A 24,009-nucleotide genomic window follows, 5' to 3' on the forward strand; every position below is an offset into this window, starting at 1 on the left:
TCAGATGGGAACGACCCTCAGGAAGATGAAGCTCGGAGCCTTCTTGCCCGCCCCCGGGCACCACGTCGCGGCCTGGCGGCATCCGGACGCGCGCGCGGACGGAGGACTGGACCTGGGCTACTACACCGCGCTGGCGCGCACCGCGGAGCGCGGCAAGTTCGACCTGATGTTCCTGTCGGATGGGGTCGGGGTGCGCACCCACTACCGGAACAGCGACGAGCTGAGCCGTTGGGGGCGGATGGTGCACTTCGAGCCCCTGACGCTGCTCGCGGCGCTCGCGCCCTCCACCGAGCGGCTCGGGCTCACCGCGACGGTTTCGACCACCTACAACGAGCCCTTCCACGTCGCGCGCAAGTTCGCCTCGCTCGACTTCCTCAGCCAGGGGCGGGCGGGGTGGAACATCGTCACCTCCTGCACCGACGCGGAGGCGAAGAACTTCAACCGCGACACCCAGCTCGATCACGCGACCCGGTACCGGCGGGCGCGTGAGTTCATGCAGGTCGTCACGGGCCTGTGGGACAGCTGGGAGGACGACGCCTTCCTCTACGACAAGGCGTCCGGGCGGTACTTCGACCCCGACAAGCTCCACATCCTGGGGCATCAGGGCGAGTTCTTCGGGGTCAAGGGGCCCCTGAATGTCGCGCGCTCGCCGCAGGGCTACCCCGTGCTCGTGCAGGCGGGGGCCTCCGACGACGGACAGGACTTCGCCGCGCAGTGGGGCGAGGTCATCTTCTCCGCGAGCCAGACGCTGACCCAGGCGCAGACCTTCTACAGGGGGGTGAAGGAGCAGGTCGCGCGCCACGGGCGGGATCCGGAGCTGGTCAAGATCATGCCCGGGGTGTTTCCGGTCGTGGGCAGGTCCCAGACGGAAGCGGAGGAGATGTACGGGAAGCTCCAGGAGGGCATCGACATGGTGGTCGCGCTGGGCCTCCTGTCGGATCGCCTCGGAGGGATGGATGTCTCGGCGCTCCCGCTCGACGAGCCGTTGCCCGAGGTGACGGCGACCGAGCGCAGCAAGAGCCGACAGCAGCTGGTCTATGAGCAGGCCCGTCGCGACAACCTCACCGTGCGCCAGCTCGCGCTCGCCGTCGCGGGAGGACGGGGCCACCGGGTCATCCTGGGCACCCCGGAGACGATCGTCGATCAGCTCGAGGACTGGTTCATCCACGACGGCGCGGATGGCTTCAACATCATGCCGCCCCACCTCCCGGACGGGCTCACCCGGTTCGTCGACCTGGTGATTCCCGAGCTGCAGCGCCGGGGGCTGTTCCGGCTCGAGTACGAGGGGTGCACGTTGCGCGAGAACCTGGGCCTTCCCCGGCCGGCCCACCCCCGTGCCGGGCACGTGGACGCCCCGGACGCCCAGCGGCGTGCCGGCTGAGGCGCCGCACTTCCTCCTTTCTTCCGCCTCCACCCGGACCCCGGTCGCGACATGTACCTTCGTCATCTTCGGAACCAGCTCGCGGCCATTCCCTTCGCGGCGTGGATCATCATTGGCGGCCAGTTCCTCGTGGGGCTCGGGAACGTCGGGCCCATCCTGTCCATCTTCTTCCAGGGGAGCCTGGAGCTGCGGGTGCTGGAGATCAGCGCGTTGCTCAGCGTGCGGCTCTGGAGCCAGCGGGGTGGGGCGGTCTTCGCCGGGATCGCCGCGGACCGCTTCGGGGCCCGCCGGACGATGGTGGCGGGCCTGCTCATCCGAGGCGCTTCGAACGTGCTGCTCGCCGTGGCGACGGGCTTCCCGGGGTTGCTGCTGGGCGTGTTCCTCATGGGGGCCGGGTCGGCACTGTTCACCCCCGCGAGCAAGAAGGCGCTGCTGGGCGCCGCCGGGAAGGCGGACCCGGTGTTCCTGCTCTCGCTTCGCAACGCCTCGCGAAACCTTGGCTTCGCGGTCGGACCGACGGCCTGCCTGTTGATCGCGGCCTCGTCGATGCGGCTCGCGCTGTTCCTCGCGGCCGCGACGTCGCTGGTGTTCGCGGTGGCGGCCCAGGGCTGGGCGCCCGCGGACGCGGTGCGCGAGCAACGGACGTCCTGGCACCCGGCGGTCGCCGTGCGCGACCTCTCCAATCGGCGGGTCCTGCTGTTGTTCTGCGCGCTCGTGTTCTTCTTCGCGCTCTACACGCAGCTTGAGTTCACGGTCAGCCTCGTCGCCGAGGCGACCTATTCGCGCAGCGCCGTCGCGCTGCTCTGGATCAGCAACGCGATCGCCGTCGTGCTCCTTCAGCTCTGGCTGTCGGGGTGGATGGCGCGCAACGCGATCCACGTCGTGGTTGGTGGCGGGTTGGCGACGTTCGCGTTCGCGTTCCTGCTCTTCGCCCTGAACCTGGGGCTGCCCGTCTTCCTGCTGGGCGTGTTCGTCTTCACCGTGGGAGAAATCGTGGTCGAACCGAAGGTCGATGATGAACTCGCGCGGCTGCTCCCCTCGCGCTCGCTGGCGACGGGCTTCGGCCTGCTGGGCTTCGCGCTCTCCATCGGGGGCACGCTCGGGTACTACCTTGGAGGCCGGGCCCTGGACGTCGCCTCCAGCGCCGCGCGCTACGCGCCGATGTGGTTGGCGTTCGGCGCGGTCGCGGCGCTGGGAGCGGCAACGGTCTTCATGACGTTCCGGAGCGCCTTCGCGCGGCCCCTGGAAGCGCCGTCCGGGATGCCCAATGACGAGGTCGCGGGATGATGCCGCTCGACACGCTGGACATGGGCCGGGGCATTCCGCTGGAGCTCGTCGAAGCGCTCGCGCTGGAGCGGGAGGTGGCGCGACTCGTGGCCGGGAAGCGGCGCGGACCGCTCACCCCGGTCGCCGAGTTCGAGTCGCGCAAGCGGGGGTTCGACTGGGTGGATCTGGGACAGACGGAGCTTCCGCTGGGGACGCTCTTCGAGGCCATCCTCCGGGTGCCGCAGCTGCGACCGCCGCGGACCGGCCACATCGGCAACTGGGAGGAGATCGTCCAGGGCCGTGCGGGGGCGCTCGACTTCAACAAGGCCATCGTGGAGCGCGGACTGGGCTATCCGCTGATCTACTCGCTCACCCGCACGGAGGACCACGGCCTCGAGAATGGAGATGCCGTCTACCTGCCGGGGTCCCTCGTTCATCAGGGCGTGCGGCGTGAGCTGCCGCTCTACACCTGGGACGGGGCCGACTTCGCTCGGCGAACGCGGGAGGCTCCGCTGTTCACCCCCTTCGTGCTCGCCGAGGTCGACGGTACGCGTGTTCCGGTGGTCTCGCTCCACTGGCGGAGGCTCGAGCGCCATCCTGTCTTCCCCTTCGTGCAGGAGGAGGCGTTCTTTCGCACGCACGAGCCCGCCGTGCGCGCGGCGCTGGAGGTGTTGCTGGAGGCGGCGCGCCACCAGAAGAATCCGCGCAACGCCTTCTTCGATCTCTTCAGCCATCAGATCGGCTTGGACGGGAGCATGCAGCGGGTGGGCGTCGAGCCGGAGGGCGCGGGCTACCGGATGGGGGAGGTGTTCTACGCGAGCGCCGCCGAGCTGGTGGACGCGAGCATGATTCCGTACCGGGCGGCGACCGACCCCGCGGGGTTCGTCGCGAACGTCGCGTCGCTTCCCCGGTGGCTCCCCAGGGTTTCGGGGACGGTGGCGACCCTGCTCCTGGCGATGCTGAACACGCACTACCCGGATGGGCCGGTCGACCGCGCGACGATGACCCGGCCTTTCAACCCGCACCTGCACTGGGGCGCCCGGGACATGGCCGGCTATCCGCCGGTGCGGCCCGGCTACTTCGCGCGGTCCGCGTCCATCAAGAGCGCGCAGTGGATCTGCGACACCCTCATCAAGCACTTCCAGGACTTCGATCCGCTGCTCTTCATCCTGGCGCCTGCGGCCGTGTTCATGCTCTGCCCGTCCAGCAGCCATCCCCGCGACGCGGAGCTGGTCGCCGACCTGTTCCACGCGCTCGCGGGGCTTGCTCCCCCCAGGGACGTGTCACCCGAGGCGGCGATGGACCCGGTCAGCGAGGTCGTCCGGGGCTGGCTCGCGCGAAGCCGCCCGGAGCTTTCCTCGTACTTCCTGAGCCGGTTCCATCCGCGCCGGGGGCTTGCCCAGGACGGCGAGGTGCCGGTCCACAGCAGCGTTGTCGAACCCGAAGGTTTTCGCGAGCTGAGCGTGGCGCAGGCCTGCCGGGTGGTGGGTGCGCTGGTGCAGCTGCTCGAGCCCCCACGTTCCCCGAACTCCCCCTCATCTCCGGAGTGAATCCATGTCCCAGTCCAAGGCAAAGCGAATCATGATCATCGGCGGTGGCGCCGAGGGCCTCGATGTCCTCGAGAAGGCCCACGCGCTCGGCCTGAACGTCGTCTGCATCAACAAGAAGAAGCACTTTCGTGAGGCGTTCCTCCCGTACGTCGAGCACGTCGTCCTGACCGACTACGAGCACGTCGAGAACCTGGTGGCCATCGCGCGCGGCCTCCACCAGCTCTTCCCGCTCGATGGGGTGATCTCCCTCACCGAGGCGTCCCTGCTTCCGACCGCCTACGTCTGCGAAGCCCTGGGGCTGCGAGGAAACACGGTCGAGTCGGTGCGGCGGCTCAAGGACAAGGTGTCGATGCGTCGGCGCCTCGACGAGGTGGGGTTGAGCCCGGTGGTGGCGCGGGTGGGCGAGCGCCTCGAGGACATCCACGCGTTCGTCGCCGAGCACGGACTGCCGTTCGTGATGAAGCCCACCGACGCCTCGGGCAGCCTGGGCATCTTCAAGATCTTCGAGCCCTCGCAGATCGCCCCGGCCTGGGAGGCCTTCCAGCAACTGAAGCTGCCGCGCTTCCTGCTCGAGGAGTTCCTGGACGGGCCGGAGATCAGCGTGGAGACGTTGAGCTTCCACGGACGTCACGTGATGGTGACCGCGACCGACAAGCTCATCACCGAGGACACCTGTGTGGAGATCGGCCATGCGGTGCCCGCGCCGCTCGACGCGGGCACGCGCGAGGAGGTGTACGCGCTCGTGCACGCGTTCCTGGATGCCATGGGGTTGAAGGAAGGTCCGGCGCACACGGAGCTCAAGCTGACGAAGAAGGGGCCCCGGATCGTCGAAGGCCACAACCGCAACCCGGGTGGGCGCGTCACCGAGCTGGTGACCCTGGCCTGCGGGGTGGACATCAAGTCCACCGCGCTCGCCTGGGCCTGCGGCATGGGTGAGCCGCTCGTGGAGGTGCCCACCCCGAAAGGAGGCGCGGCCATCCGCCACGTCCAGCCCATCCCCGGGACGGTGCGGGAGATCTCCGGCCTCGAGGCCCTGAAGCAGGAGGAGGGGTGCGTGGATGTGCGGGTGCTCGTGAAGGTGGGAGGCCGGGTGAACCCGATGCGGTCAGGCGAGGATCGCATCGGGCACGTCATTGCTCGCGGCGCGACGGTCCAGGAAGCGATCCTCCGCGGCGAGCAGCTGGCCTCGCGGGTGAGGATCCTCACGGATCCGGACCGCGCGGCGGTGGCCGCCTGATGCGACTCTCGTACCGGACGCTCCAGCTCACGCTGAGCGAGCCCTTCGCGACCCACAAGGAGGTCAAGCCGGCGAAGGTGCCGAACATCCTCGTCACCCTGGAGTGGGAGGGGCTGCGAGGCGAGGGGATCGCGGTGCCGGCGAAGGACTACGGCATGAGCGACGCCTCGCTCGTCGCGGCGCTCGACAGGTTCTCGCCCGTGCTCGCGCGCTCGAGCCCCTTCACCCTCGAGCAGACCGTGGCGGAGCTGGTCGGGCTCGCGGGCGATCAACCCTCGGCCGTCGCCGCCGTGGACATGGCCTTGCACGATCTGCTCGGCAAGGCAGCGAAGCTGCCCCTCTTCAAGCTCCTGGGGCTTGAAGGGCTTCCGCTGGCCGCGACCGGGCTCACCCTGGGCCTGATGACGGCGGACGCGGCACGCGAGAAGGCGCGCCGTCTTTCGGCGTGGCCGATGCTCAAGCTGAAGCTGGGCCAGGTCCCCGACTTCGCCGCCGTCGAAGCGGTGCGGGAGGTGTACGCCGGCGCCATCGCGGTGGATGGCAACGGAGCCTGGAGCGCGGACGAGGCGGTCCGCGTGGCCGAGCGGCTGGCGCACTCAAGCGTGGTGCTCCTTGAGCAGCCGGTGGCGCCAGGCGCGGTGGAACAGCTGCGGTACGTCCGCGAGCGCTCGCCCATTCCCATCGTGGCGGACGAGGACTGCACCGGACCCGAGAGCGTGGTCCGCCTGGCGGGCTGCGTCGACGGCGTGAACATCAAGCTGCTGAAGGCGGGGGGGCTCCGGCGCGCGATGCGGATGATCCTGCTGGCCCGCTCCCTGGGGATGAAGGTGATGCTGGGGTGCAAGATCGAAAGCACGTTGAGCATCACCGCGATGGCCCACCTCGCGGGGCTGGCCGACTGGTCGGACCTCAACGGGCACCTGCTCGTCGCGGATGATCCCTTCCAGGGGATGCGGCTGGAGGCGGGGCGGATGACGCTTCCGGACGCCGCGCCCGGGCTTGGCGTGCATGCGGTGGCCGGGCGATGACGGAGCCCCGGATCGAACTCGTCGACGTCTTCACGAAGACACCGGGGCGCGGCAATCGCGCGGCGGTCGTGCTCGACGCTGGCGGGCTCACGACCGGGCAGATGCAGGCGATCGCGACCGCCGCGCCCGCGACCGAGACGGCATTCGAGATTGCTCCCACGCAGCGGGCGGAGCACGACCTGGAGGTGCGCTACTTCTCGAAAACCTGCGAGCTGCCCCTCTGCGGCCACGCGACCATCGGCTTCCACTACGTCCGGGCACGGCGTCTGGGGTTGGACAGCCAGCAGCTCCGGGTGAAGACAGGGGCGGGCCTCCTGCCCATCACCATCGAGCGGAGGCAGGACGATCATCGCATCGTGATGACCCAGGGGACGCCACGCGTGGTGGGCGAGCTGACCTTGACGCAGCGGCGCCTGCTGCTCGAAGCGCTCGGGCTCGGTGAGGAGCACCTGGTGGCGGGGCTGCCGCTCCAGGGGGTGACGACCGGGCACGCCAAGGTGCTGGTCCCCATCAACAGCCATGCGGCCCTCGCGGGTCTGCGCCCGGACCGGGAGCAGCTCATCGCGCTCAGCAAGGAACTCCGCATCGGCGGCTTCTTCGTGTTCACGCTGGACCGCCAGGTGCCGGATGTCCTCTACCACGGCCGGATGTTCGCGCCCGCGACCGGTGTGGACGAGGATCCGGTCACCGGCAACGCGAATGGCCCCGCGGGTTTCTATCTGGCGAGCCAGGGGCTGTTCCCGACGCCTCGGGAGGGTGAAGCCCGCTATGAGGCGCTCCAGGGCGAAGCCATGGGCCGGCCCGGGAGGATCCAGGTGCTCCTGACACTCGCCGACGGGAAGGTGGAGCGGGTCCGCATCACTGGCGACGCGGTGCTGTTGGACGGATGAATGGGGGGAGCCGGGCACTCCCCTCCGTGCCGCTGACTACTGCTGCTGCGCCACTTCCGCGCGCAGCTGCGCGATGGCGGGGGCCAGCTGCGGGGGCTGCATGTTCTTCGGCACCTCCACGGTGAAGCGCTCGAAGTGCTCCAGCGCTCCGGCCTTGTCACCCCGGCGCAGCGACAGGCTGCCCAGGAAGATGAGCGCCTCCTGCGCGTCCGGCCACGTGTTCACCAGCTCGATGAGCTCCTGCTCCGCGCCCTGCAGGTCTCCGGACGCCGCCGCGCGCAGCACGCCCCGGTGCACCCGCAGCTCCACGTTGAACGGATCCACCGCCAGGCCCTTCTGCGTCACCTTCATCGCCTCCGGGAACTGCTGCTGACGGATGAGCTCGTGGCTCAGCATCGCCGCGGCCTCCACGTCCCCCGGGTTCGACGCGAGCCGCTCGCGCGCCTGCTCCAGCTCGTCGTTCTGCTGGGGCATGCCGCCAGCTTCCTGCTGCTGCTGGGCGCTCATGCCCGGCGGCGTCGCGCCCGTGCCCATCTGCCCCTCCTCGCGCGGCTTCTGCTCGGAGACCAGCAGGTAGCCCAGCCCTCCGAAGAAGACCACCACGCCCGCGCCCCACAGCGCTCCCACCATCTGCGGGTTGCGCGAGGCCCAGCCCGTGGGCGCCGGGACGTTGCGCGCGGGCGCCGTCACCCCGGCCGCCTGCCGCTTCTGGTGCTCGTCCCGAGCGCGCAACGCCGCCGCCGCCTCACGCTCCAGGCGCGACTTCTCCGCCGTGTAGTGCTCCGCGGAGAAGTGGTGCTTCTCCGCCTCCAGCGTGCGCAGCTGCTCGATGAGCGACTGCGCCCGCTGCGACAGGTCCTCCGTCGTCCCGTCCGCCTTCACCGCGGCCGCCGAGGCCTCCGGCGCCGCGCCCGTCTTGCGGCGCTGGAAGAGGAGCCACGCGGCCGCCAGCACGAAGGCGACCGAGAGGACGATGATTCCGGGCAACCAGTTGGTGGGCTCGGGCTGCATGGCTTAGCGCTCCAGCTCCCGGCGCACGGCCTGGAGATAGGGGTCGGCGTCGTCCGTCGACGGCGCCGGGGGGGAAGAAGGGGAGGGGGCCGCCGCCGCTTCGGTGGCGACAGCGCCCTCGGGCAGCGGCTGACGCTGCCGGAGGATGACGAAGAGGCCGCCCAGCACCAGCACCACCGGCCCCAACCACACGAACCAGTTGAAGCCCTCCGCGCGCGGCTCCAGCAGCACCCACTCGCCGTAGCGCGCCACGAAGTAGTCGACGATCTCCTCGTCCGTCTTTCCGGCGGAGACCAGCTCGCGCACCTTGTCCAGCTGCGCGCGCGCCATGGAAGACGGGCTGTCCGCCACGGACAGGCCCTGGCACACCGCGCAGCGCAGCTTCTTCGCCAACACCTGCACCCGCGCCTCGCGGGCCGGCGCGAGCGGATCACTCGCGGCCTGCTGCGGCGCGAACTGCCCCGTGGCAAGGCTCAGGGCGAGGGTCAACGAGACGAGGACGGCATTCATCAGGGGCTCCAGCGGGGGCCGTGCCTAACTACAGCCCCCGGAGCGGTATTGCACAGCGAAACCTGGGACGCACGCCCGCCACCCCGGCCGCCCTCCGGGAGGCAGCGTGACCGACCCCAGCGCTAGCGGGAGTAGCCCGTGTCGCGCTCGGTCTCCGAGTCCTGCTCGGGGTCGTAGGGCCCGTCGTCGTACGGGCCCTCCTCCGGCGGCAGCTGGGAGTCCGACCCGTCGTGGGCCAGGGCGTACCGCACGGCATAGAAGCCCACGGCGCCCAGGCCGAAGAGGAAGGCGAAGGGCCCCACGGCCAGCCGGACCCCGGCGAGCGCCCACAGCAGGCTCACGCTCACCGCGCCCAGGGGCACCCAGCGCAGGAAGGCCGGACGCTCCACCTCCGGGTGCAGCGCGGCGATGACGAGCAGGCCCAGGAGCGCCAGCAGCGGCAGCTCCGACGCGGGCACATCCCAGCCAGAGCGCGTCACGACCCCTCCGGCGCTGTAGAGCGAATCATCCGCGGGCCGGTTGCTGGGAATCACGCGCAGCTCGGCCGGGGCCCCGCGCACGCTCCCCGGCACCGGGACGTTGGCCGGCAGGGACGACCCGTCCGCCATCATCTGCCCCCACGGCAGGTAGAGGGCGACGAGGCACACCGCGACGCCCGCCAGCGCCACCACCCGGGGAAACCCGAGCAGCGACCGGACGTCGAACAGGCGCCTCACCCCATCCGGCCCGTCCATGACCTGCTTGTACTGGTCCAGACCCACCAGCACCGCGCCCGCCACCCAGAGGGGCATGAGCAGGTTGATGCCCGAAAGCTTCAACGCGAGCGCCGCCAGCAGCAGCGTGTACGCGGCGGGCACCTCCGGCCGCATCAGCACCAGCGGCACGGAGTCCACCCAGCCCGGGGCCTCGCCACTGCGGCGCAGCTCGCGCGCGACCACCGCGATTCCACCCACCAGCGTCAGCAGCGAACCCACCACGCCCACGTTGGGGAAGAAGGGCAGGATGGACAGCGCCAGGCAGAACACCACCACGCCCACGCCCAGCACGCTCTGCGAGTGGCCCGGCACTTCCTTGAGCCAGCGCGGCCCGGTGTAGCCGTCGTCTTCCTCGACCGCCGCCACGGGCGCGGCCGCGACCGGACGCTGGGTCCCGGTGCGCTGCCTCCGGTCCTCCTCCTCCTCTTCCATCAGCTCCGACGCGTAGGCGGGCTCCGAGGCGGGACGGCTGGGGCGCGTGTTCCGGGCACTGGGACGCGGCGCGGTGGCCGGTCGCGCCGGCATCTTCGCGCCACATTGCTCGCAGTACATCAGCCGGACATCCGCCGCGCTCTCACCGCATTCGGGGCACTGCATGGGGGCCCACCTCGCTGGACAGGGGCCTGGGGGGAGGCCCCTGAAACGACGCCGACGGATTGAGGATCTACTACGGATTCACCGCGCCCCGCGAGGCGGCCCCCCGGCGCCCGGAGGGGCCCGAGGGTGCCTGCCCTTCAAGCGGGCAGCGGCCTTCAGCGCTGTCGCGCGGCCTCGGCCGTGGAGGCCGGGGCCGGCTGGGACAGCTCCTTCACGCGCGCCGCCAGCGTCTGTGGATCGATGGGGCCCACGTGCTTGCCACGGATGGTGCCCTGCGCGTCGATGAAGTACGTCTCCGGCACGCCCGCCACGCCGTAGTCCACGGCCATGCGCGAACGCTCGTCCATGAGCTGCGGGAAGCTGGCGCCCATGCGGCGCAGGAAGTCGAGCGCGTTGTCCTCGGTGTCCTCGAAGACGACGCCCATGAACACCGCCTGCGAGCCCATCTCCCGCGCGCCCCACTCGAGCACCGGGTGCTCGTACTTGCAGGGACCGCACCACGACGCCCAGAAGTTGAGCACCATCGGGCGGCCCTGGAGGTCCGACAGCTTCACGTCCTGGCCCCCGCCCAGGGGCTTGAGGACGAAGGCCGGCGCGGGTGAACCCTTGAGCATGAAGGGCACTTCATGCGGATCGCGCCCGAAGCCCTTGAAGAGGACGAACAGCAGCGCCGCCGCCACCACCGCGAAGGCCGCCGGAATGCGCCACCGCTTCATGCCGCACCCCGTTCGGCGTCACCGCCCGTGAGGGGAGGGGAGGCGCCCACCACCGGCGCGTCCGCGCGCACCACCGAAGCCTTGCGCTGCGGCCAGACGGCGATGAGCGTGCCCAGGAGGAGCAGCGGCAGGCTGTACCAGATCCACCCCACCAGCGGGAAAACCCAGACGTTGAAGCTCGCCGTGCCCGTCGTCTCGCTGAAGGCCATCAGCGACACGTACAGGTCTTCTTTCGGCGTCTCGCGCACCGCCGGGGTGCCCACCGGGTCCGTGCTTCGCTCGTAGTAGTTCATCCGCGGGCGCAGCTCCGACACCGTGCCGTTGGGCGCGGTGACTTCCAGGCGCGCGGCCACGAAGGTGCGGTGCGGCTCCTCGCCGCTGGACAGGCCCTTGTACTTGAGCTGGTAGCCGTCCAGCGTCAGCGTGGCTTCCTTCTTCAGCGTGCCGGACGTGTGCGTCACGTACGCGCTGGAGGCCGCCACGGCGACGATGATGACGACGATGCCCAGGTGCACCACGTAGCCGCCGAAGCGGCGGCGCGCCTTGCCCGTCGCGGTGGCCAGCGCCGTGACGAAGCCTTCCTTGCGCTCGCGCATGCGCACGAGCACCGGCGCCGCCAGTTCGCGCAGCGTCACCACGGTGACGAAGCCGGCCAGCCCGAAGGTCAGGATGGGGTACACGCCGCGCAGCCCCGCCAGCAGGCACGCGCCCGCGACGAGCAGGCCCACCACCGCGGGGATGATGAACTGCCGGCGCAGCGCCGCCTTGTCCGGCTTGCCCCACGGCAGCACGGGGCCCACGCCCATCAGGAAGAGCACCGCGATGCCGCCCGGCACCGCCATCTTGTTGAAGTACGGCTCGCCCACGCTCACGCGCACGCCGCGCACCGCCTCCGACACCAGCGGGTACAGCGTGCCCAGGAGCACCGTGAAGGTGATGGCCACGAACACCAGGTTGTTCACCAGGATGCTCGCCTCGCGCGACACCAGCGACGTGAGGTTTCCCTCCGGCGCCAGCAGGTGGCCGCGCGTCGCCAACAGGCCGATGCACACCACCAGCAGGATGCCGATGAACACGAGGAACGTGGGCCCGATGTCCGACTGGGTGAATGAGTGCACCGAGTTGAAGATGCCCGAGCGGGTCATGAACGTGCCCAGGATGGTGAGCACGAAGCTGGCCAGCGCGAGGCTGAGCGTCCACAGCTTCAGCATCCGCTTGCGCTCCTGCACCATGGTGGAGTGCATGAACGCCGTCGCGGTGAGCCACGGCAGGAACGACGCGTTCTCCACCGGATCCCACGCCCAGTAGCCGCCCCAGCCCAGCACTGCGTACGCCCACCAGGAGCCCAGCACGATGCCCAGCGTGAGGAACATCCACGCGATGAGCGTCCAGCGCCGCAGGGGCGCCATCCACGCTTCGCCAATCTCCCCGCGCAGGAGGCCCGCGATGGCGACGCCGAACGGCACCGTCATGCCCACGTAGCCCAGGTAGAGCATGGGCGGGTGGATGATCATCAGGAAGTGGTTCTGCAAAAGCGGGTTGGGACCGGGCCCGTCCGCCGGCACCGGCGACACCGCGCCCCAGGGGTTCGCGGGGCCGGCGATGAGGAAGGCGAAGAACACGCCCACGGCCAGCATGGTGCCCAGCGCCAGCTGCATGTAGCGCGCGTGCTCGCGGCGGTGCACGTACGCGAACGCCGCCACGTACACGCCCATGATGAGGCCCCAGAAGAGGATGGAGCCTTCCAGCGCGCTCCACAGCGACACGATGGTGTAGATGAGCGGCGTCGCGCGGCTGCCCACCTGGGCCACGTACTTCACGCTGAAGTCGTGGTTGATGAGCGCTTCGACCATCACCAGGTTGCTGCCAATCATGCACGCGGCGAAGCCCCACACCGCGCGCAGCACCCAGGGGTAGCTGGCGTCGGTGCGGCGCATGCCGCCCACCAGACCGATGATGGCGCCAAAGGCCGCGAAGGCCAGGCCCGCCAGCACCAGCCCGTAACCGAGCACTCCGTTCACGGGGCCCCCGGCGGCGTCACGGTGGCCGTGGTGGCGCCCTCGGCCAGCGTGTCCTGCCACTGGCGCGGAGCCTCGCCTTCCTTCGGCGCGCGGTACTCGTTGGAGTGGTTCACCATCAGCCGGTTGGACGTGAAGATGCCGGTCTGGTCGTAGGTGCCCTCCACGACGACGCCAATCTTCTCGCGGAACATCTGCGGCGGCGTCTCCAGCGAGCGCACGTGCACGCTCTTGGACTCCGGCTTCGCGTCATCCGCGACGCGGAACTCCAGCGTGGTGTGGGCCTCGTTCCACTGGATGCTGCCCGGCTGCACCACGCCGCCCAGGCGGATGGTGGCCGAGTACGCCTTGTCCCCGTTGGACAAGAGCTCCGACGGGCTCCAGTAATAGACGAGGTTGTCCCCGATGTTGCCGAAGGCGATGAAGGCGAGGCCGGCGCCTGCGACGAGCAGGGCTCCCAGCGCGACAAGTCGGTTGCGGTTGACGGGCGTCATGGGCTCACTCCTTCGAATCGGACGCGGCGCGGGGGCGGCGGGCCCAGAGGGACACCGAGTAGAGCACGAAGGCGGCCACGGAGATGCCATAGCAGGCACCCACATAGCCCCAGCCGCCCTGGAGGCGGCCGCTGCCCACCTGGGCCAGCACCATCAGCGAGGTCAGTGCGTTCATGGGTCAGGCCACCTTCGAGGATTGGGACGCGCGCTGCGCCGGGTCATCCGAAGGCAGCGCCTCCGGGAGGGCCACCTCCGCATTCCGCTCCGAAAGCGCGATGCGGTAGCGGTGGATGAGGAAGACAATCATCAGCCCCAGCATGCCGAACGCCGCGACGCGCAGGGGCAGCACCATCTGCGGGTCCACCGTCTTGGGGCTGGATTGCGTCTGGTGCAGGCTGCGCCACCAGCGCACGGAGAACCACACGATTGGCAGGTTGACGGCCCCGATGATGGCCACCACCGCGCTCCACACCGCGCGCTTGTCCGGGTCCTCCACGAAGCGGCGCAGCACCAGGTAGCCGGTGTAGGCCACCAGCAGGATGGCCTCCGACGTCAGGCGCGGATCCCAGGACCAGTACACGCCCCAGGTGGGACGGCCCCAGATGGAGCCGGTGATCATCCCGAGCGTGCCGAAGAGCAGGCCCACCTCCGCGGCGGCCTCCGCCAGCGCGTCCGTCTTCCACGACTGGCGCAGCAGGTACGTCACCGCGGCCACGAAGTTGATGAACATGGCCATCATGGCCATCCACTGGAGCGGCACGTGGACGTACATGATGCGCTGCACGTCGCCCATTTCGCGGTCCGGCGGCGCCCAGACGAGGCCCAGCCACCAGCCCCAGCCCAGCAGGCCCAGCGTCAGCGCCGGCAAACCCCACTTGACGAACTTGTTCATCCTTCAGTCCTCGATGACGCGCGGGAAGAGCACGAAGCCCAGGCCCCAGTAAATCAGGTTGAACCCCAGCAAAAGGCCCTGCCAGGAGCCCAGCTGATGCATCGGATCTCCCTGGAGCACGAGCGTGGTCCCCTTGGCGGCGGACAGGAGGGCCGGAATGACGAGCGGGAACAATAGCAGAGGCAAGAGCACATCCCGCGCCCGGGCATTGCTGGAGATGGCCGCGTACACGGTCCCCGGGGCGCTGAGCGCCAGGCAGCCCAGGACCAGGATGCCCGCCAGGTCACCGAACCCGGTGACGATCTTCACCCCGTAGAGCGCCACCATCACCGGCACCAGCACCACGCCCAGCGCCAGGAGCAGGAGCGCATTGCCAATGGCCTTGGACAGGAAGATGGCGCGCGCGTTCGCGGGGGCCAGCCGCACGCCGTCCAGGCAGGCGTTCTCCGTCTCCACCCGGAAGGACTCGCCCAGGGACAGCACGCTGGCGAAGAGGATGGCCAGCCACAGGTAGCCGCCCGCGTTGCGCTCCAGCAGCTTCGTGTCCGGCCCCAGCGCGAAGGAGAACAGCAGCAGCGTCGCCATGGCGAAGAAGATGAGCGCGTTGAGCCGCGCCCGGGTGCGCCATTCGATGAGCAGGTCTTTGCGCAGCAGGATGAACGTCGTCGCCAACAGGCCCGCGGGGCGCAGGGTCCTCATGCCGCCACCGCCCGACCATCCTGCAGGTGCAGCCGCTCCTCGCACAGGCTCAGCCCCTGTTCGATGAGGTGCGTGGCCAGCACCACCGTGGTGCCGCCCGCCTTCAATTCCGCGATGACGCCCTCCATGTCGTGGATGCCGGCTGGATCCAACTCCCCGAAGGGTTCATCCAGGAGCGCCAGCGCCGGGGACTTCATCAGGAGCCGGGCGATGGCCAGGCGCTTGCGCATGCCGGCGCTGAAGCTGCGCACCGGGCTGTCCGTGCGGCGCGTCAGCCCCACCCGCGTGAGCAGCGTGTCCGCGACGTCCTGGGGCGCGTCCACGCCCAGCAGCCGCGCGAGCACCATGAGGTTCTGGTGCGCGGTGAGGTCCTCGTAGAGGAAGCTCGCGTGGGACAGCAGCGCCACGTCGCGGCGGACCGCGTCACGATCCGTGACGGCATCCCGGCCCAGCACCTCCACCCGGCCCGCCGTGGGGCTGAGCGCGGTGGCGATGAGGCGCAGGAGCGTCGTCTTTCCTGATCCGTTGTGCCCGGTGAGCAGCAGCGAGCGCCCCGGGGGCAGGGCATAGGTGAGGCGCGCCACGGCCCAGCGACGCCCATAGCGCTTGCTCACGTCATGGAGGGCGAGCGCTGATCCAGAGGAGGGAGGAGGCATCGGCGGGTCGTTTCGTAGCCGGAAAACCCGCTGTTCACCAGTGAAACCCCTGGACCCGGCCGCAGGAGGACAGGAAGTTTTTACGCCTGCTTCGCCCGTCTCCTCCGCCACGGGCTGAAAGGATTTCGCCACTGGTGGGCTGGCGACTGCCCTGGTGCACCCAGGTACGACCCCCAGAGGCGCACAAGTCGCACCATTCCCACATGGTTTCAGTGGTTTACGGAGTAATTCCCTGCCCTGGCGTGCTGGCATCCACCATGCATTGTCGCCGGTCGGGGCCTGTTCCATTGGGGGGAGCAGGCGGGCGGCGGGATCCGCGAGGGAGGCGTGATGGCAGGCAAGGTGTTGCGGCGGGCGGCGAAGGCAGCAGCGGCGGGGATGATGCACTACAGCGGGGTGCGCAAGGCGATGGCGGCGTATCGCCGGTCGCAGTCGGGCGGGCGGCGCATCCTCATCGTGAGCTACCACCGGGTGGTGAGTGATTTCACCGGCGAGCTGCAGCGCTCCATCCCGGGCCTGCTGATTTCGCAGGAGACCTTCCGGCGTCACCTGGAGGAGGCGCACGCCGCGGGCTACGAGCTGGCGAGCATTGGCGACGCGGTGGATGTGATGGCGGGCCGGCGCACGGCGAAGAAGGACCTGTGCGTGGTGACGTTCGACGACGGCTACCGCGACGTCTACCGGTACGCGTACCCGGTGCTGAAGCAGATGGGGGTGCCCGCCATCACCTACCTGCCCACGGCGTTCATCGACACGGACAAGCGCTTCAACCACGACCGCCTCTTCCACCTGCTGCGCCGCGTGCAGGAGCGCCGCTTCCGCCCCGACTTCGAAGCGATGCCCGGCCCGTCCGTGGACCTGCTGGGCCCCATCCTCTCCGGCCACAAGACGGTGTCCGCGGCGCTGGACGACTTCATCGGCGAGCACCCCACGCGGATCCTCACCGGCATCATCGACGCGCTGGAGCAGCAGCTGGGCGGCGGGGCGGACCTGGTCCCCGAGCAGGGCGACGTGATGAGCTGGGACGAGGTGCGCACCATGGCGCGCGACGGCTTCGAGTTCGGCGCGCACACGCTGGGCCACACGGTGCTGACGCAGGAGCCCACGCCGGTGGTGGAGCACGAAATCCTGGAGTCCAAGCGCACCATCGAGCGCGAGGTGGGCATCCAGGTGAAGGACTTCGCGTACTGCAACGGCTGGTACTCGGATGAGATCATCCGGGTGCTGAGCCAGAACGGCTTCCGCTCGGGCGTCACCACGGAGGACCTGCCCAACCGCGTGGGGGGCGACCCGTTCACCCTCAAGCGCAAGGTGATGTGGGAGAACTTCAGCCTGGGCATGATGGGGGACTACTCGTCCGCGCTGACGGTGTGCCAGTTCGATGACTGCTTCGGCGTGCTGGGCATGAGCCGCCCGGTGCTGGGGCGCCGGCCGCACTCGCTGTCATCGCTCATCCCGGGCTCCAACGTGCTCATCCAGGACACTGTCCTGCCCGCGGCAACGCTGACCAAGGTGACGCCGGTGGAAGTCGTGCAGGTGACAGAGCCCGTGCTGGTGACGGACCCCAGGGTTGCCGCGGCGGTGGCGGGTACCCAGGTGGTGGTGGCGTCGGACGTGGCCCTGGCCCCGGAGGCGGCGCTGCCGGAGGATTTCCAGTGAGTGCGTCACCCAAGCCGGTCGCGGCCCCGTCGTTCCTGGGGCGCGCCGGCCCGCTGGTGTTGGCCCGGCTTTTCACCGCCGGGCTGACGTTGTCCATTCCGCTCGTGCTCGCCCGGGTGTTGCGCCTGGAGGAGTACGGCACCTACTACCAGCTGTTCCTCATCGCCACGACGCTCTCCTACGTGCTGCCCTTCGGCGTGGCGCAGAGCCTCTACTACTTCCTGCCGCGCACGGAGGCGAAGCGGCCCTACCTGGGGCACGCGCTGCTGTTCGTGTCGGGGGCGGGGCTCGTGGCGGCGGCGCTGGTGTGGGCCTTCCTGGGCCACGTGGCGGCCTACTTCAACAACCCGGCGCTGATGGAGTACCGGGCGTCGCTCGCCATCTACACGGCGTTCTTCCTGGGCAGCTACCCGCTGGAGATTTCGCTCACCAGCCAGGGCAAGACGAAGGCGTCCGCGGTGGTGTACCTGGTGTCCGACGCGGTGCGCGCGCTGGTGATGGTGGTGCCGCCGCTGTTGGGCTTCTCCCTGCACGGGATGATGATCGCGGTGGCCGCGTTCGCGGGGCTCCGGTACGCGGCGACGTGGCTGGTGTCGCTGCGCGGGTCCACGGGGCCGCTGGTGGACCGCAAGCTGTTCCGCGAGCAGCTCTTGTATTCGGCGCCGTTCGGCGCGGCCATGTGTCTGGCCATTCCCCAACAGAACGCGCACCTGTACGCGGTCGCGGGCGTGGTGGCCCCGGCGGTGTACGCGCTCTACCGCGTGGGCTGCTTCCAGCTTCCGGTGGTGGACCTGCTCTACACGCCCACCAGCGAGGTGCTGATGGTGCGCCTGGGCGAATTGGAGCGCGAGGGCCGGCTGGAGGAGGGCGTGGACGCGTTCCGGGAGGCGGCCGGGAAGCTGGCGTACGTGTTCCTGCCCTTCGCGGCGTTCCTCTTCGCGGCGGCGCCGGAGTTCGTGGGGGCGATGTTCGGTCAGAAGTTCCTGCCCGCGGTCCCCATCTTCCGGGTGAGCGTGCTGGGCGTGGTGCTCTCCATCCTGCCCATGGACGGGACGCTCCGGGCCCGGGGGCTGACGCGCGCCATCTTCGCCTCGTACCTGGTGAAGGCGGTGGTGACGGTGCCGCTCCTGTGGTTCGGCGTGAAGCACTTCGGGATGATGGGCGGCATCGGTTCGTGGGCGCTGGCGGAGGTGGTGGGCAAGGGGATGCTGCTGTCCCGCGTGCCCGCGGCACTGTCCACCCCCCAGCGGAAGCTGGGCCTCGTGGATGTGATTCCGTGGCGGGAGCTGGGTCAGGCGACGCTGGCGGCGGGCATCGCGGGCGGCAGCATCTTCCTGCTGCGCTCCGGGGTGCACGACGCGTGGGTGGACCTGCCCGCGGGCTTCCTGTGGCGCGTGCTTCCCCTGGCGGTGGCGGGGCTGCTCTTCGTCGTGGGCTACGTGGTGGGCTTGTATGCGCAAGGGGTTCGCCCGTTGAGCGCGTTGCAGTCCCTCCGGCCCCGCCGGGCGGTGTGATCGTCGTCGGGAATCAGACGCGTGGGGAGGACTTCCCTCTCCCCACGTGGGTACTTAGTTTCCCGGCGTCACGGAGTTCGGGCGAGGGCGAGGGAGAAGCGTGATGGGATTCGATGCGATGACGCTGTACCGGATGGCGCACGGGCTTCGGATGCGCGGTGTTCCGCTGCTGCCGGCCGTGCTTCGCAAGGCCATCTACTACCTCCACAGCTCCTACATCCCCGAGGACGCGGAGCTGGGCGAGGGGACGCAGCTGGGCTACGGCGGCATCGGCGTGGTCATCCACAAGGCGGCGAAGGTGGGCCGTCACGTGCTCATCTCCCAGCAGGTGACCATTGGCGGTCGCTCGGGGCTTGAAGGCGCGCCGGTGATTGGCGACTACGTGCGCATCGGCGCCGGGGCCAAGGTGCTGGGCAACATCCACGTGGGCGACTTCGCGGTGATTGGCGCCAACGCGGTGGTGGTGAAGGACGTGCCCGCGGGCGCGGTGGTGGCGGGCGTGCCCGCGAAGGTGATCCGCCAGGACGCGGATCCGCTGACCACGTACCAGCGCGAGATGGGCCTGTTGCCCCCGCGTCCGGCGACGAAGCTCACCCAGGTTCCGCGCCCTCCCGCGCAGGCGTCGTCCCGCTAGGGCCGTCCGTCGGAAGAAGAGGGGACCTGCCCATGCGCTTGCTGCTCGTCGGTGACTACCCGCCGCCCTACGGCGGGGTGTCCATCCACGTCCGACAACTCCATCAATTTCTTCGCGGCCGCGGGGTCGAAACGAAGGTGCTCGATATCGGGAAGGGTGGCCGGCCGGCTCCGGACGTCCTCCCCGTGCAAGGCGCCGCCGCGTTCGGCCTGCGGCTCGCGGGATTCACTTCCGCGGGTTGGGTGACCCACCTGCACACCAGTGGCAACAACCCGAAGGCGTGGGTGCTGGCGGCGCTGGTGGGCAGCATGCCCGGGCCCCGCTCGCCGCGCGTCATCACGCTGCACTCGGGGTTGATTCCAGACTACCTGGCCGCGTCGCAGGCCCGGCGGGTGTTCGCCCGTACGGCGCTCGCGGGGTATGCGCGGGTGGTGGCCGTCTCCCCGGCGGTGCGCGACGCGGTCATCGCGTGCGGCGTGCCGGCGGAGAAGGTGCTGGTGCATCCGGCGTTCTGCGGCTCGCAGGTTCAGCCCGGGCCGGTGACGTCGGAGGTGGAGGCCGCGCGTTCGCGCCGGCAGCCGCTGCTGGCGATGGCGCACCATCCGTCGCCCGTGTACGGGCGCAAGCAGATGTTCCGCGCGCTGAAGCTGCTCGCGGAGACGCATCCGAGGGTGGGCCTGGCGCTGTTCGGTCCGGGCACGCGCTCCGAGGAGTTCATCCGCGACGCGCGGGAGCTGGGGGTCGCGGGGCTGCTGGAGGACCTGGGCGAGCTGGAGCACGCGAAGGCGCTGGGGCTCTTGTCCCAGGCGGATGCCTTCATCCGGCCCACCACGCACGACGGGGACTCGCTCTCCGTGCGCGAGGCGCTGGCGCTGGGCGTGCCCTGCGTGGCGAGCGACGTGTGCCCGCGCCCGGATGGGACGCGGTTGTTCAAGGCCGGGGACGAGCACTCGCTGGCGCAGGCGGTGCGCGAGGCGCTGAAGGCGGGCCCGGCCCAGGTGATGGCCCCGGACGTGGGGCCGGTATTACTGGACGTGTACGCGGAACTGCTGCCGTCCGGCATCGCAGGTGCAGGAACGGTGAACGCGGCGTGATGGGGCAGGTGGTGGGGCTTCCGGCAACGGGAGCGCTTCATGGTTTCGCAATCTGGATTTGGACTTCAGGAGAAGACGATGCGTCGCAGTGACGAGATGGATCTGTCGAAGCGGGCCCTTCGCGGGCGTGACCTGGTGGTGTTCTCCAACGACTGGGATGGGGACCCGCTGTCGAAGGTCCACATCATGCGGATCCTCGCGCGGGACAACCGCGTGCTGTGGGTGAACAGCATTGGCAACCGCGCGCCCAAGGTGAACGCGCACGACGCGAACCGGATCATCCGCAAGCTGAAGTCGTTCAGCGAGGGCATCCGCGAGGTGGAGCCCAACCTGCACGTGCTGGCGCCGCTGGCGATTCCGTTCTACGGCTCGGAGACGGTGCGCAAGGCGAACCGCCACCTGCTGCGGCTGCAGGTGCTGCGCGCGATGAAGCAGCTCAAGTTCGAGCGTCCCATCTCCTGGAGCTTCCTGCCCGCGTCCGCGCCGGTGTCCGGCACGCTGGGCGAGGACTTCGTCGTGTACCACTGCGTGGATGAGTTCTCCGCGTTCAGCGACACGAATGGCAAACACATCGCGGAGCTGGAGGAGCGGCTGCTGCGCCGCGCGGACATGTGCATCACGTCCGCGGAGCGCCTGTATGAGAACAAGAAGAAGCTGAACAAGCGCACGGTGCTGGTACGCCACGGCACGGACTTCACGCACTTCGTGAAGGCGTGCGACGCGGAGACGCAGATTCCGGAGGACATCGCGAAGCTGCCCAAGCCCATCATCGGCTTCTTCGGCCTGGTGGCGGACTGGATCGATCAGGACGCGATCGTGGCCTGCGCGAAGGCGCACCCGGAGGGGTCGGTGGTCATCGTGGGCAAGACGACGCCGGACTGCGACGACTCCAAGCTGCGCGCGCAGCCGAACATCCACATGCTGGGGCGCAAGCCGTACGCGCAGCTGCCGGGCTACAACAAGGCCTTCGATGTGGCGCTCAACCCGTTCGTCATCAACGAGCTGACGCTCAACTCCAACCCGCTGAAGGTGCGTGAGTACCTGGCGTCCGGCCTGCCGGTGGTGTCGTCCGACCTGCCGGAGGTGCGCAAGGTGGGCCTGTGCCGCATCGCCACCACGCCGGAGGACTACGTGGAGAAGGTGAACGCGGCGCTGGCGGACAAGCCGGGTCCGAACCGCGAGCGCGCGGAGAAGATCTTCCACGAGAGCTGGGAGGCGCGCGTCGCGGAGATCCGCCAGCACGTGGGTGAGGCGATGCTCGCGGCGGGCAAGAAGCTGTAGGTCCGGTCAGGTACCGGGCGACAAGAGGGCGCGGGTCCGGAGGGTTCCGGGCGCCGCGCCTTCGTCATCGCGGGGCGTCGCCCGCGCGTCCCGTCACCCGGCGCTCCAGGTTCGCGTAGCGGCGCGCGAGCCGGGTGTAGTCGGAGGGCTTCACGGGCGTGCGCTCCCGGGTGCGAACGAGGTCCTCCTTCGCGTCCAGGTATTCGCGCGCGGGTACACCGCAGGTCTCCTCCAGGAGCCGCGCGGCCTCCGCGTCCGGCAGGGACGAGGCAATGCCCAGCCGCTCCTGCATCAAGCGTCGCAGGGCGCTGTCGAGCTCCGGCAGCAGCTCCGCCTCCACCTTCGCACGGCGCATGAGCCACCCGAGCGAGCGCACGTACTCACGCGAAGAACGGTGGCGCTCCACGCGCACGGGGCGCGGTGCACCGAAGCGCGTGCCCCGTGAGACGACGTAGACAAGGCCCACCGCGAGGGCCTGCGCGATGAACACCCAGAGGCCGTGGGACAGGGGAGGGCGGGTGACGGTGGCGTGGTGGAACTCGTCGAAGCGCAGCGGGCCGCGTGCGGCGAGCGCATCCCAGAAGCGCAGGTTGTCGAGCAGCTCCAGCCGCCGGTTCTCCGCGAGGCCCGCGCCCGCGACCACGTAGACCTCGCCCTTGCCGTGGGCCCAGCGCCACACCACGCTGGCCCCGGCCCGTCCCGCGAGGGGCACCGCGTCCTCGCGCTCCATGCGCAGACTCCGGTCGCGCGACACGCGCAGCCAGGACAGTCCGCGCAGTGCGCCCGCTGGAAGCCAGACATCCACGGTGACGCCCGCGGGGTCCACCCATTCGGAGTCGAGTCCTTCGTGGTTCGTGCCCGGAAGGGCGCCCGAGACCAATCCCAGCCATTCCTCCAGGCCCGGCTGGTGTTTCCCCAACGCGTGCGGCGACAGGTACACGAGCGTGCCGCCCCCCTGGACGAAGCGATCCAGCGCGGAGACCTCTTCCTTCGTCACCGGTTGGGCCTGGGGCGCGGCGATGATCAACGTGCGCGCTTCGGCGGGGAGTGACTCCAGCGAGGCTTCCTGCACGCTGACGTCCCGGCCACCTTCGCGCAGGTACACGAAGAGGGCCTTGAGTCCCAGGGGGCCGGAATTCGTGATGGACGGCACGGGTGAATCCGGCGCGGCCTCACGCGAGGCGAGTCCCACCGCCAGCGCCACCGCGATCAGCAGGCCCAGGACCGCCGCGACGCGTGCGTTCTTCACGGCCGGCCCTCCGCGAGCGAGCCGTGCAACTGCTCCACGGCCTCCACGAAGCGCGCGGCCTCGTCACGGGGGACGGGCTCCAGTGAATAGAAGGCCTGGTCGTACCAGCCCACCAACCGCTCCACCTCGCCCGTCACCCTGGCGGGGGCTCCGCGCGTGGGAAGCTCCGCGGCCAGCTCGCGGTTCGTCTTCACCCGGTCGGGCCTTGCCAGCTTGCGCTGCTCCAGAGTGGACAGCAGGCCCAGGAGTCCTTCGCGGATGGCTTCGCGCGCGTCCTCCGTCTCCAGCGCGGTGCGCGCCCGGCCCAGGTGTTCTCCGGGCGTGTCCAGCTCCAGGGGTTGCGCTGCTCCTTCCGCTCCCGGCGCGACGGCGACCTTCCGACTCCTGCGCCACCGCACGCGCAGCACGCCGAACAGGACCACCGCGAGCGCCACGCCCAGCATCAGCGCGCGCGTGGCCACGGCGAAGCCTTGCGCACCCCTGGATTCGAAGAGCCCTTCCAGCCAGGTCTCCAACTCGCGAAGCAGGCGCGTCAACACGTCGCTGTTGCGCTGGCGTGCCCTCGCGAACTCCGGCCGGTCGAGGATGGCGCGCAGCCGCTCCGGATCGCTCGCGACCTCGGGGGCGTCGGCCTGCTGCTGCCCTGCCTCCAGCTTGCACACCGCTTCCAGGTACACCGTGAGCTGGCGGGCCCGGCCCTCTGGTGTCTGGCCGGAGGTTCCGGGCGGCAGGGGCACGCCTTCCAACTGCTCCACCAGCCGGTTCACCTCCGCGTTGAATTCCTGGGGCCGGGCACGCGCCGTCTCCTCGAGCCGCTGCGCGACGGCTTCGCGGTCGGCGCAGGGCAGGGCGGACACCAGCAGGAGCAGGGGCAGGGC

General features: G+C 70.0%; 23 protein-coding genes. 11 read left to right on the forward strand and 12 right to left on the reverse strand.

The features are described 5' to 3' along the window. Window positions 1–4 precede the first annotated feature (4 nt). Genes D7X74_RS10245 through D7X74_RS10270 form a run of 6 tightly spaced genes read left to right on the forward strand, consistent with a single transcriptional unit; the run spans window position 5 to window position 7,352 of the window. Window positions 5–1,381, forward strand: coding sequence for an LLM class flavin-dependent oxidoreductase (locus D7X74_RS10245; RefSeq protein ID WP_120532745.1), 1,377 nt, complete (start codon window positions 5–7; stop codon window positions 1,379–1,381). 51 nt (window positions 1,382–1,432) lie between these two features. Next, window positions 1,433–2,668 carry an MFS transporter gene (locus tag D7X74_RS10250; RefSeq protein ID WP_120532746.1) on the forward strand — a complete coding sequence of 412 codons (1,236 nt, stop codon included), beginning with the start codon at window positions 1,433–1,435 and terminating at the stop codon, window positions 2,666–2,668. Next, window positions 2,665–4,197 carry a DUF6025 family protein gene (locus tag D7X74_RS10255; protein ID WP_120532747.1) on the forward strand — a complete coding sequence of 511 codons (1,533 nt, stop codon included), beginning with the start codon at window positions 2,665–2,667 and terminating at the stop codon, window positions 4,195–4,197. Before D7X74_RS10250 ends, D7X74_RS10255 begins: the two co-directional genes overlap by 4 nt. Before the next feature lie 4 nt (window positions 4,198–4,201). Next, entirely contained in the window at window positions 4,202–5,434 is a 1,233-nt protein-coding gene (locus tag D7X74_RS10260) for an ATP-grasp domain-containing protein (RefSeq protein ID WP_120532748.1), read from the forward strand. Next, entirely contained in the window at window positions 5,434–6,462 is a 1,029-nt protein-coding gene (locus D7X74_RS10265) for a dipeptide epimerase (protein ID WP_120532749.1), read from the forward strand. Before D7X74_RS10260 ends, D7X74_RS10265 begins: the two co-directional genes overlap by 1 nt. Continuing rightward, window positions 6,459–7,352 carry a PhzF family phenazine biosynthesis isomerase gene (locus D7X74_RS10270; protein WP_120532750.1) on the forward strand — a complete coding sequence of 298 codons (894 nt, stop codon included), beginning with the start codon at window positions 6,459–6,461 and terminating at the stop codon, window positions 7,350–7,352. The genes D7X74_RS10265 and D7X74_RS10270 overlap by 4 nt, the downstream gene beginning before the upstream one ends. A 36-nt stretch (window positions 7,353–7,388) precedes the next feature. Here D7X74_RS10270 and D7X74_RS10275 read toward each other — a convergent pair whose 3' ends face one another. The 10 genes from D7X74_RS10275 to ccmA form a co-directional block, all read right to left on the reverse strand. After that, window positions 7,389–8,363, reverse strand: coding sequence for a tetratricopeptide repeat protein (locus D7X74_RS10275; protein WP_120532751.1), 975 nt, complete (start codon window positions 8,361–8,363; stop codon window positions 7,389–7,391). Between the two features lie 3 nt (window positions 8,364–8,366). Next, window positions 8,367–8,873: a cytochrome c-type biogenesis protein gene (locus D7X74_RS10280; RefSeq protein WP_120532752.1), complete on the reverse strand. Its 507-nt coding sequence runs from the start codon at window positions 8,871–8,873 to the stop codon at window positions 8,367–8,369. A 122-nt stretch (window positions 8,874–8,995) separates the two neighbouring features. Further along, entirely contained in the window at window positions 8,996–10,225 is a 1,230-nt protein-coding gene (locus tag D7X74_RS10285; protein WP_120532753.1) for a zinc ribbon domain-containing protein, read from the reverse strand. Window positions 10,226–10,380: 155 nt separating this feature from the next. Then, the gene (locus D7X74_RS10290) at window positions 10,381–10,941 is read right to left on the reverse strand and encodes a redoxin domain-containing protein (protein WP_120532754.1); all 561 of its coding nucleotides are present in this window, start codon (window positions 10,939–10,941) and stop codon (window positions 10,381–10,383) included. After that, the gene (locus D7X74_RS10295; protein WP_120532765.1) at window positions 10,938–12,962 is read right to left on the reverse strand and encodes a heme lyase CcmF/NrfE family subunit; all 2,025 of its coding nucleotides are present in this window, start codon (window positions 12,960–12,962) and stop codon (window positions 10,938–10,940) included. Before D7X74_RS10295 ends, D7X74_RS10290 begins: the two co-directional genes overlap by 4 nt. Beyond that, entirely contained in the window at window positions 12,959–13,453 is a 495-nt protein-coding gene (locus tag D7X74_RS10300; RefSeq protein WP_120532755.1) for a cytochrome c maturation protein CcmE, read from the reverse strand. The genes D7X74_RS10295 and D7X74_RS10300 overlap by 4 nt, the downstream gene beginning before the upstream one ends. A 4-nt stretch (window positions 13,454–13,457) precedes the next feature. Further along, complete coding sequence (locus D7X74_RS43640; RefSeq protein ID WP_167508741.1) at window positions 13,458–13,628, reverse strand: hypothetical protein; 171 nt, start codon at window positions 13,626–13,628, stop codon at window positions 13,458–13,460. Window positions 13,629–13,631: 3 nt separating this feature from the next. Then, a complete protein-coding gene (ccsA, locus tag D7X74_RS10305) occupies window positions 13,632–14,345 on the reverse strand; it encodes a cytochrome c biogenesis protein CcsA (RefSeq protein ID WP_120532756.1) in 714 nt (237 codons plus the stop codon). Window positions 14,346–14,348: 3 nt separating this feature from the next. Further along, window positions 14,349–15,044 carry a heme exporter protein CcmB gene (locus D7X74_RS10310; RefSeq protein WP_120532757.1) on the reverse strand — a complete coding sequence of 232 codons (696 nt, stop codon included), beginning with the start codon at window positions 15,042–15,044 and terminating at the stop codon, window positions 14,349–14,351. Further along, window positions 15,041–15,700, reverse strand: a complete 660-nt coding sequence (gene ccmA / locus D7X74_RS10315) for a heme ABC exporter ATP-binding protein CcmA (RefSeq protein ID WP_120532758.1) — start codon at window positions 15,698–15,700, stop codon at window positions 15,041–15,043. The genes D7X74_RS10310 and ccmA overlap by 4 nt, the downstream gene beginning before the upstream one ends. Window positions 15,701–16,108: 408 nt before the next feature. Here ccmA and exoL point away from each other — a divergent pair, with 408 nt between their 5' ends. The 5 genes from exoL (at window position 16,109) to exoP (ending at window position 21,882) form a co-directional block, all read left to right on the forward strand. Continuing rightward, the gene (gene exoL / locus D7X74_RS10320; protein WP_233595313.1) at window positions 16,109–17,359 is read left to right on the forward strand and encodes a spore coat polysaccharide deacetylase ExoL; all 1,251 of its coding nucleotides are present in this window, start codon (window positions 16,109–16,111) and stop codon (window positions 17,357–17,359) included. Continuing rightward, window positions 17,356–18,873, forward strand: coding sequence for an oligosaccharide flippase family protein (locus tag D7X74_RS10325; RefSeq protein ID WP_120532760.1), 1,518 nt, complete (start codon window positions 17,356–17,358; stop codon window positions 18,871–18,873). The genes exoL and D7X74_RS10325 overlap by 4 nt, the downstream gene beginning before the upstream one ends. Window positions 18,874–18,976: 103 nt before the next feature. Further along, window positions 18,977–19,507: a serine O-acetyltransferase gene (locus D7X74_RS10330; RefSeq protein WP_120532761.1), complete on the forward strand. Its 531-nt coding sequence runs from the start codon at window positions 18,977–18,979 to the stop codon at window positions 19,505–19,507. A 32-nt stretch (window positions 19,508–19,539) separates the two neighbouring features. Then, a complete protein-coding gene (locus D7X74_RS10335; RefSeq protein WP_120532762.1) occupies window positions 19,540–20,601 on the forward strand; it encodes a glycosyltransferase family 4 protein in 1,062 nt (353 codons plus the stop codon). A 78-nt stretch (window positions 20,602–20,679) separates the two neighbouring features. Then, window positions 20,680–21,882 carry a spore coat polysaccharide biosynthesis glycosyltransferase ExoP gene (exoP, locus tag D7X74_RS10340; protein WP_120532763.1) on the forward strand — a complete coding sequence of 401 codons (1,203 nt, stop codon included), beginning with the start codon at window positions 20,680–20,682 and terminating at the stop codon, window positions 21,880–21,882. A gap of 64 nt (window positions 21,883–21,946) precedes the next feature. On the opposite strand, the gene D7X74_RS10345 is transcribed toward exoP, so the two are convergent. Beyond that, entirely contained in the window at window positions 21,947–23,131 is a 1,185-nt protein-coding gene (locus D7X74_RS10345; protein ID WP_120532764.1) for a DUF4350 domain-containing protein, read from the reverse strand. Continuing rightward, a partial coding sequence (locus D7X74_RS10350) for a DUF4129 domain-containing protein (RefSeq protein WP_233602048.1) occupies window positions 23,128–24,009 on the reverse strand: 882 nt, incomplete at its 5' end. The genes D7X74_RS10350 and D7X74_RS10345, both read right to left, overlap by 4 nt.

It is taken from the genome of Corallococcus sp. CA047B (genome assembly GCF_003612065.1).
Lineage (GTDB): Bacteria > Myxococcota > Myxococcia > Myxococcales > Myxococcaceae > Corallococcus > Corallococcus praedator.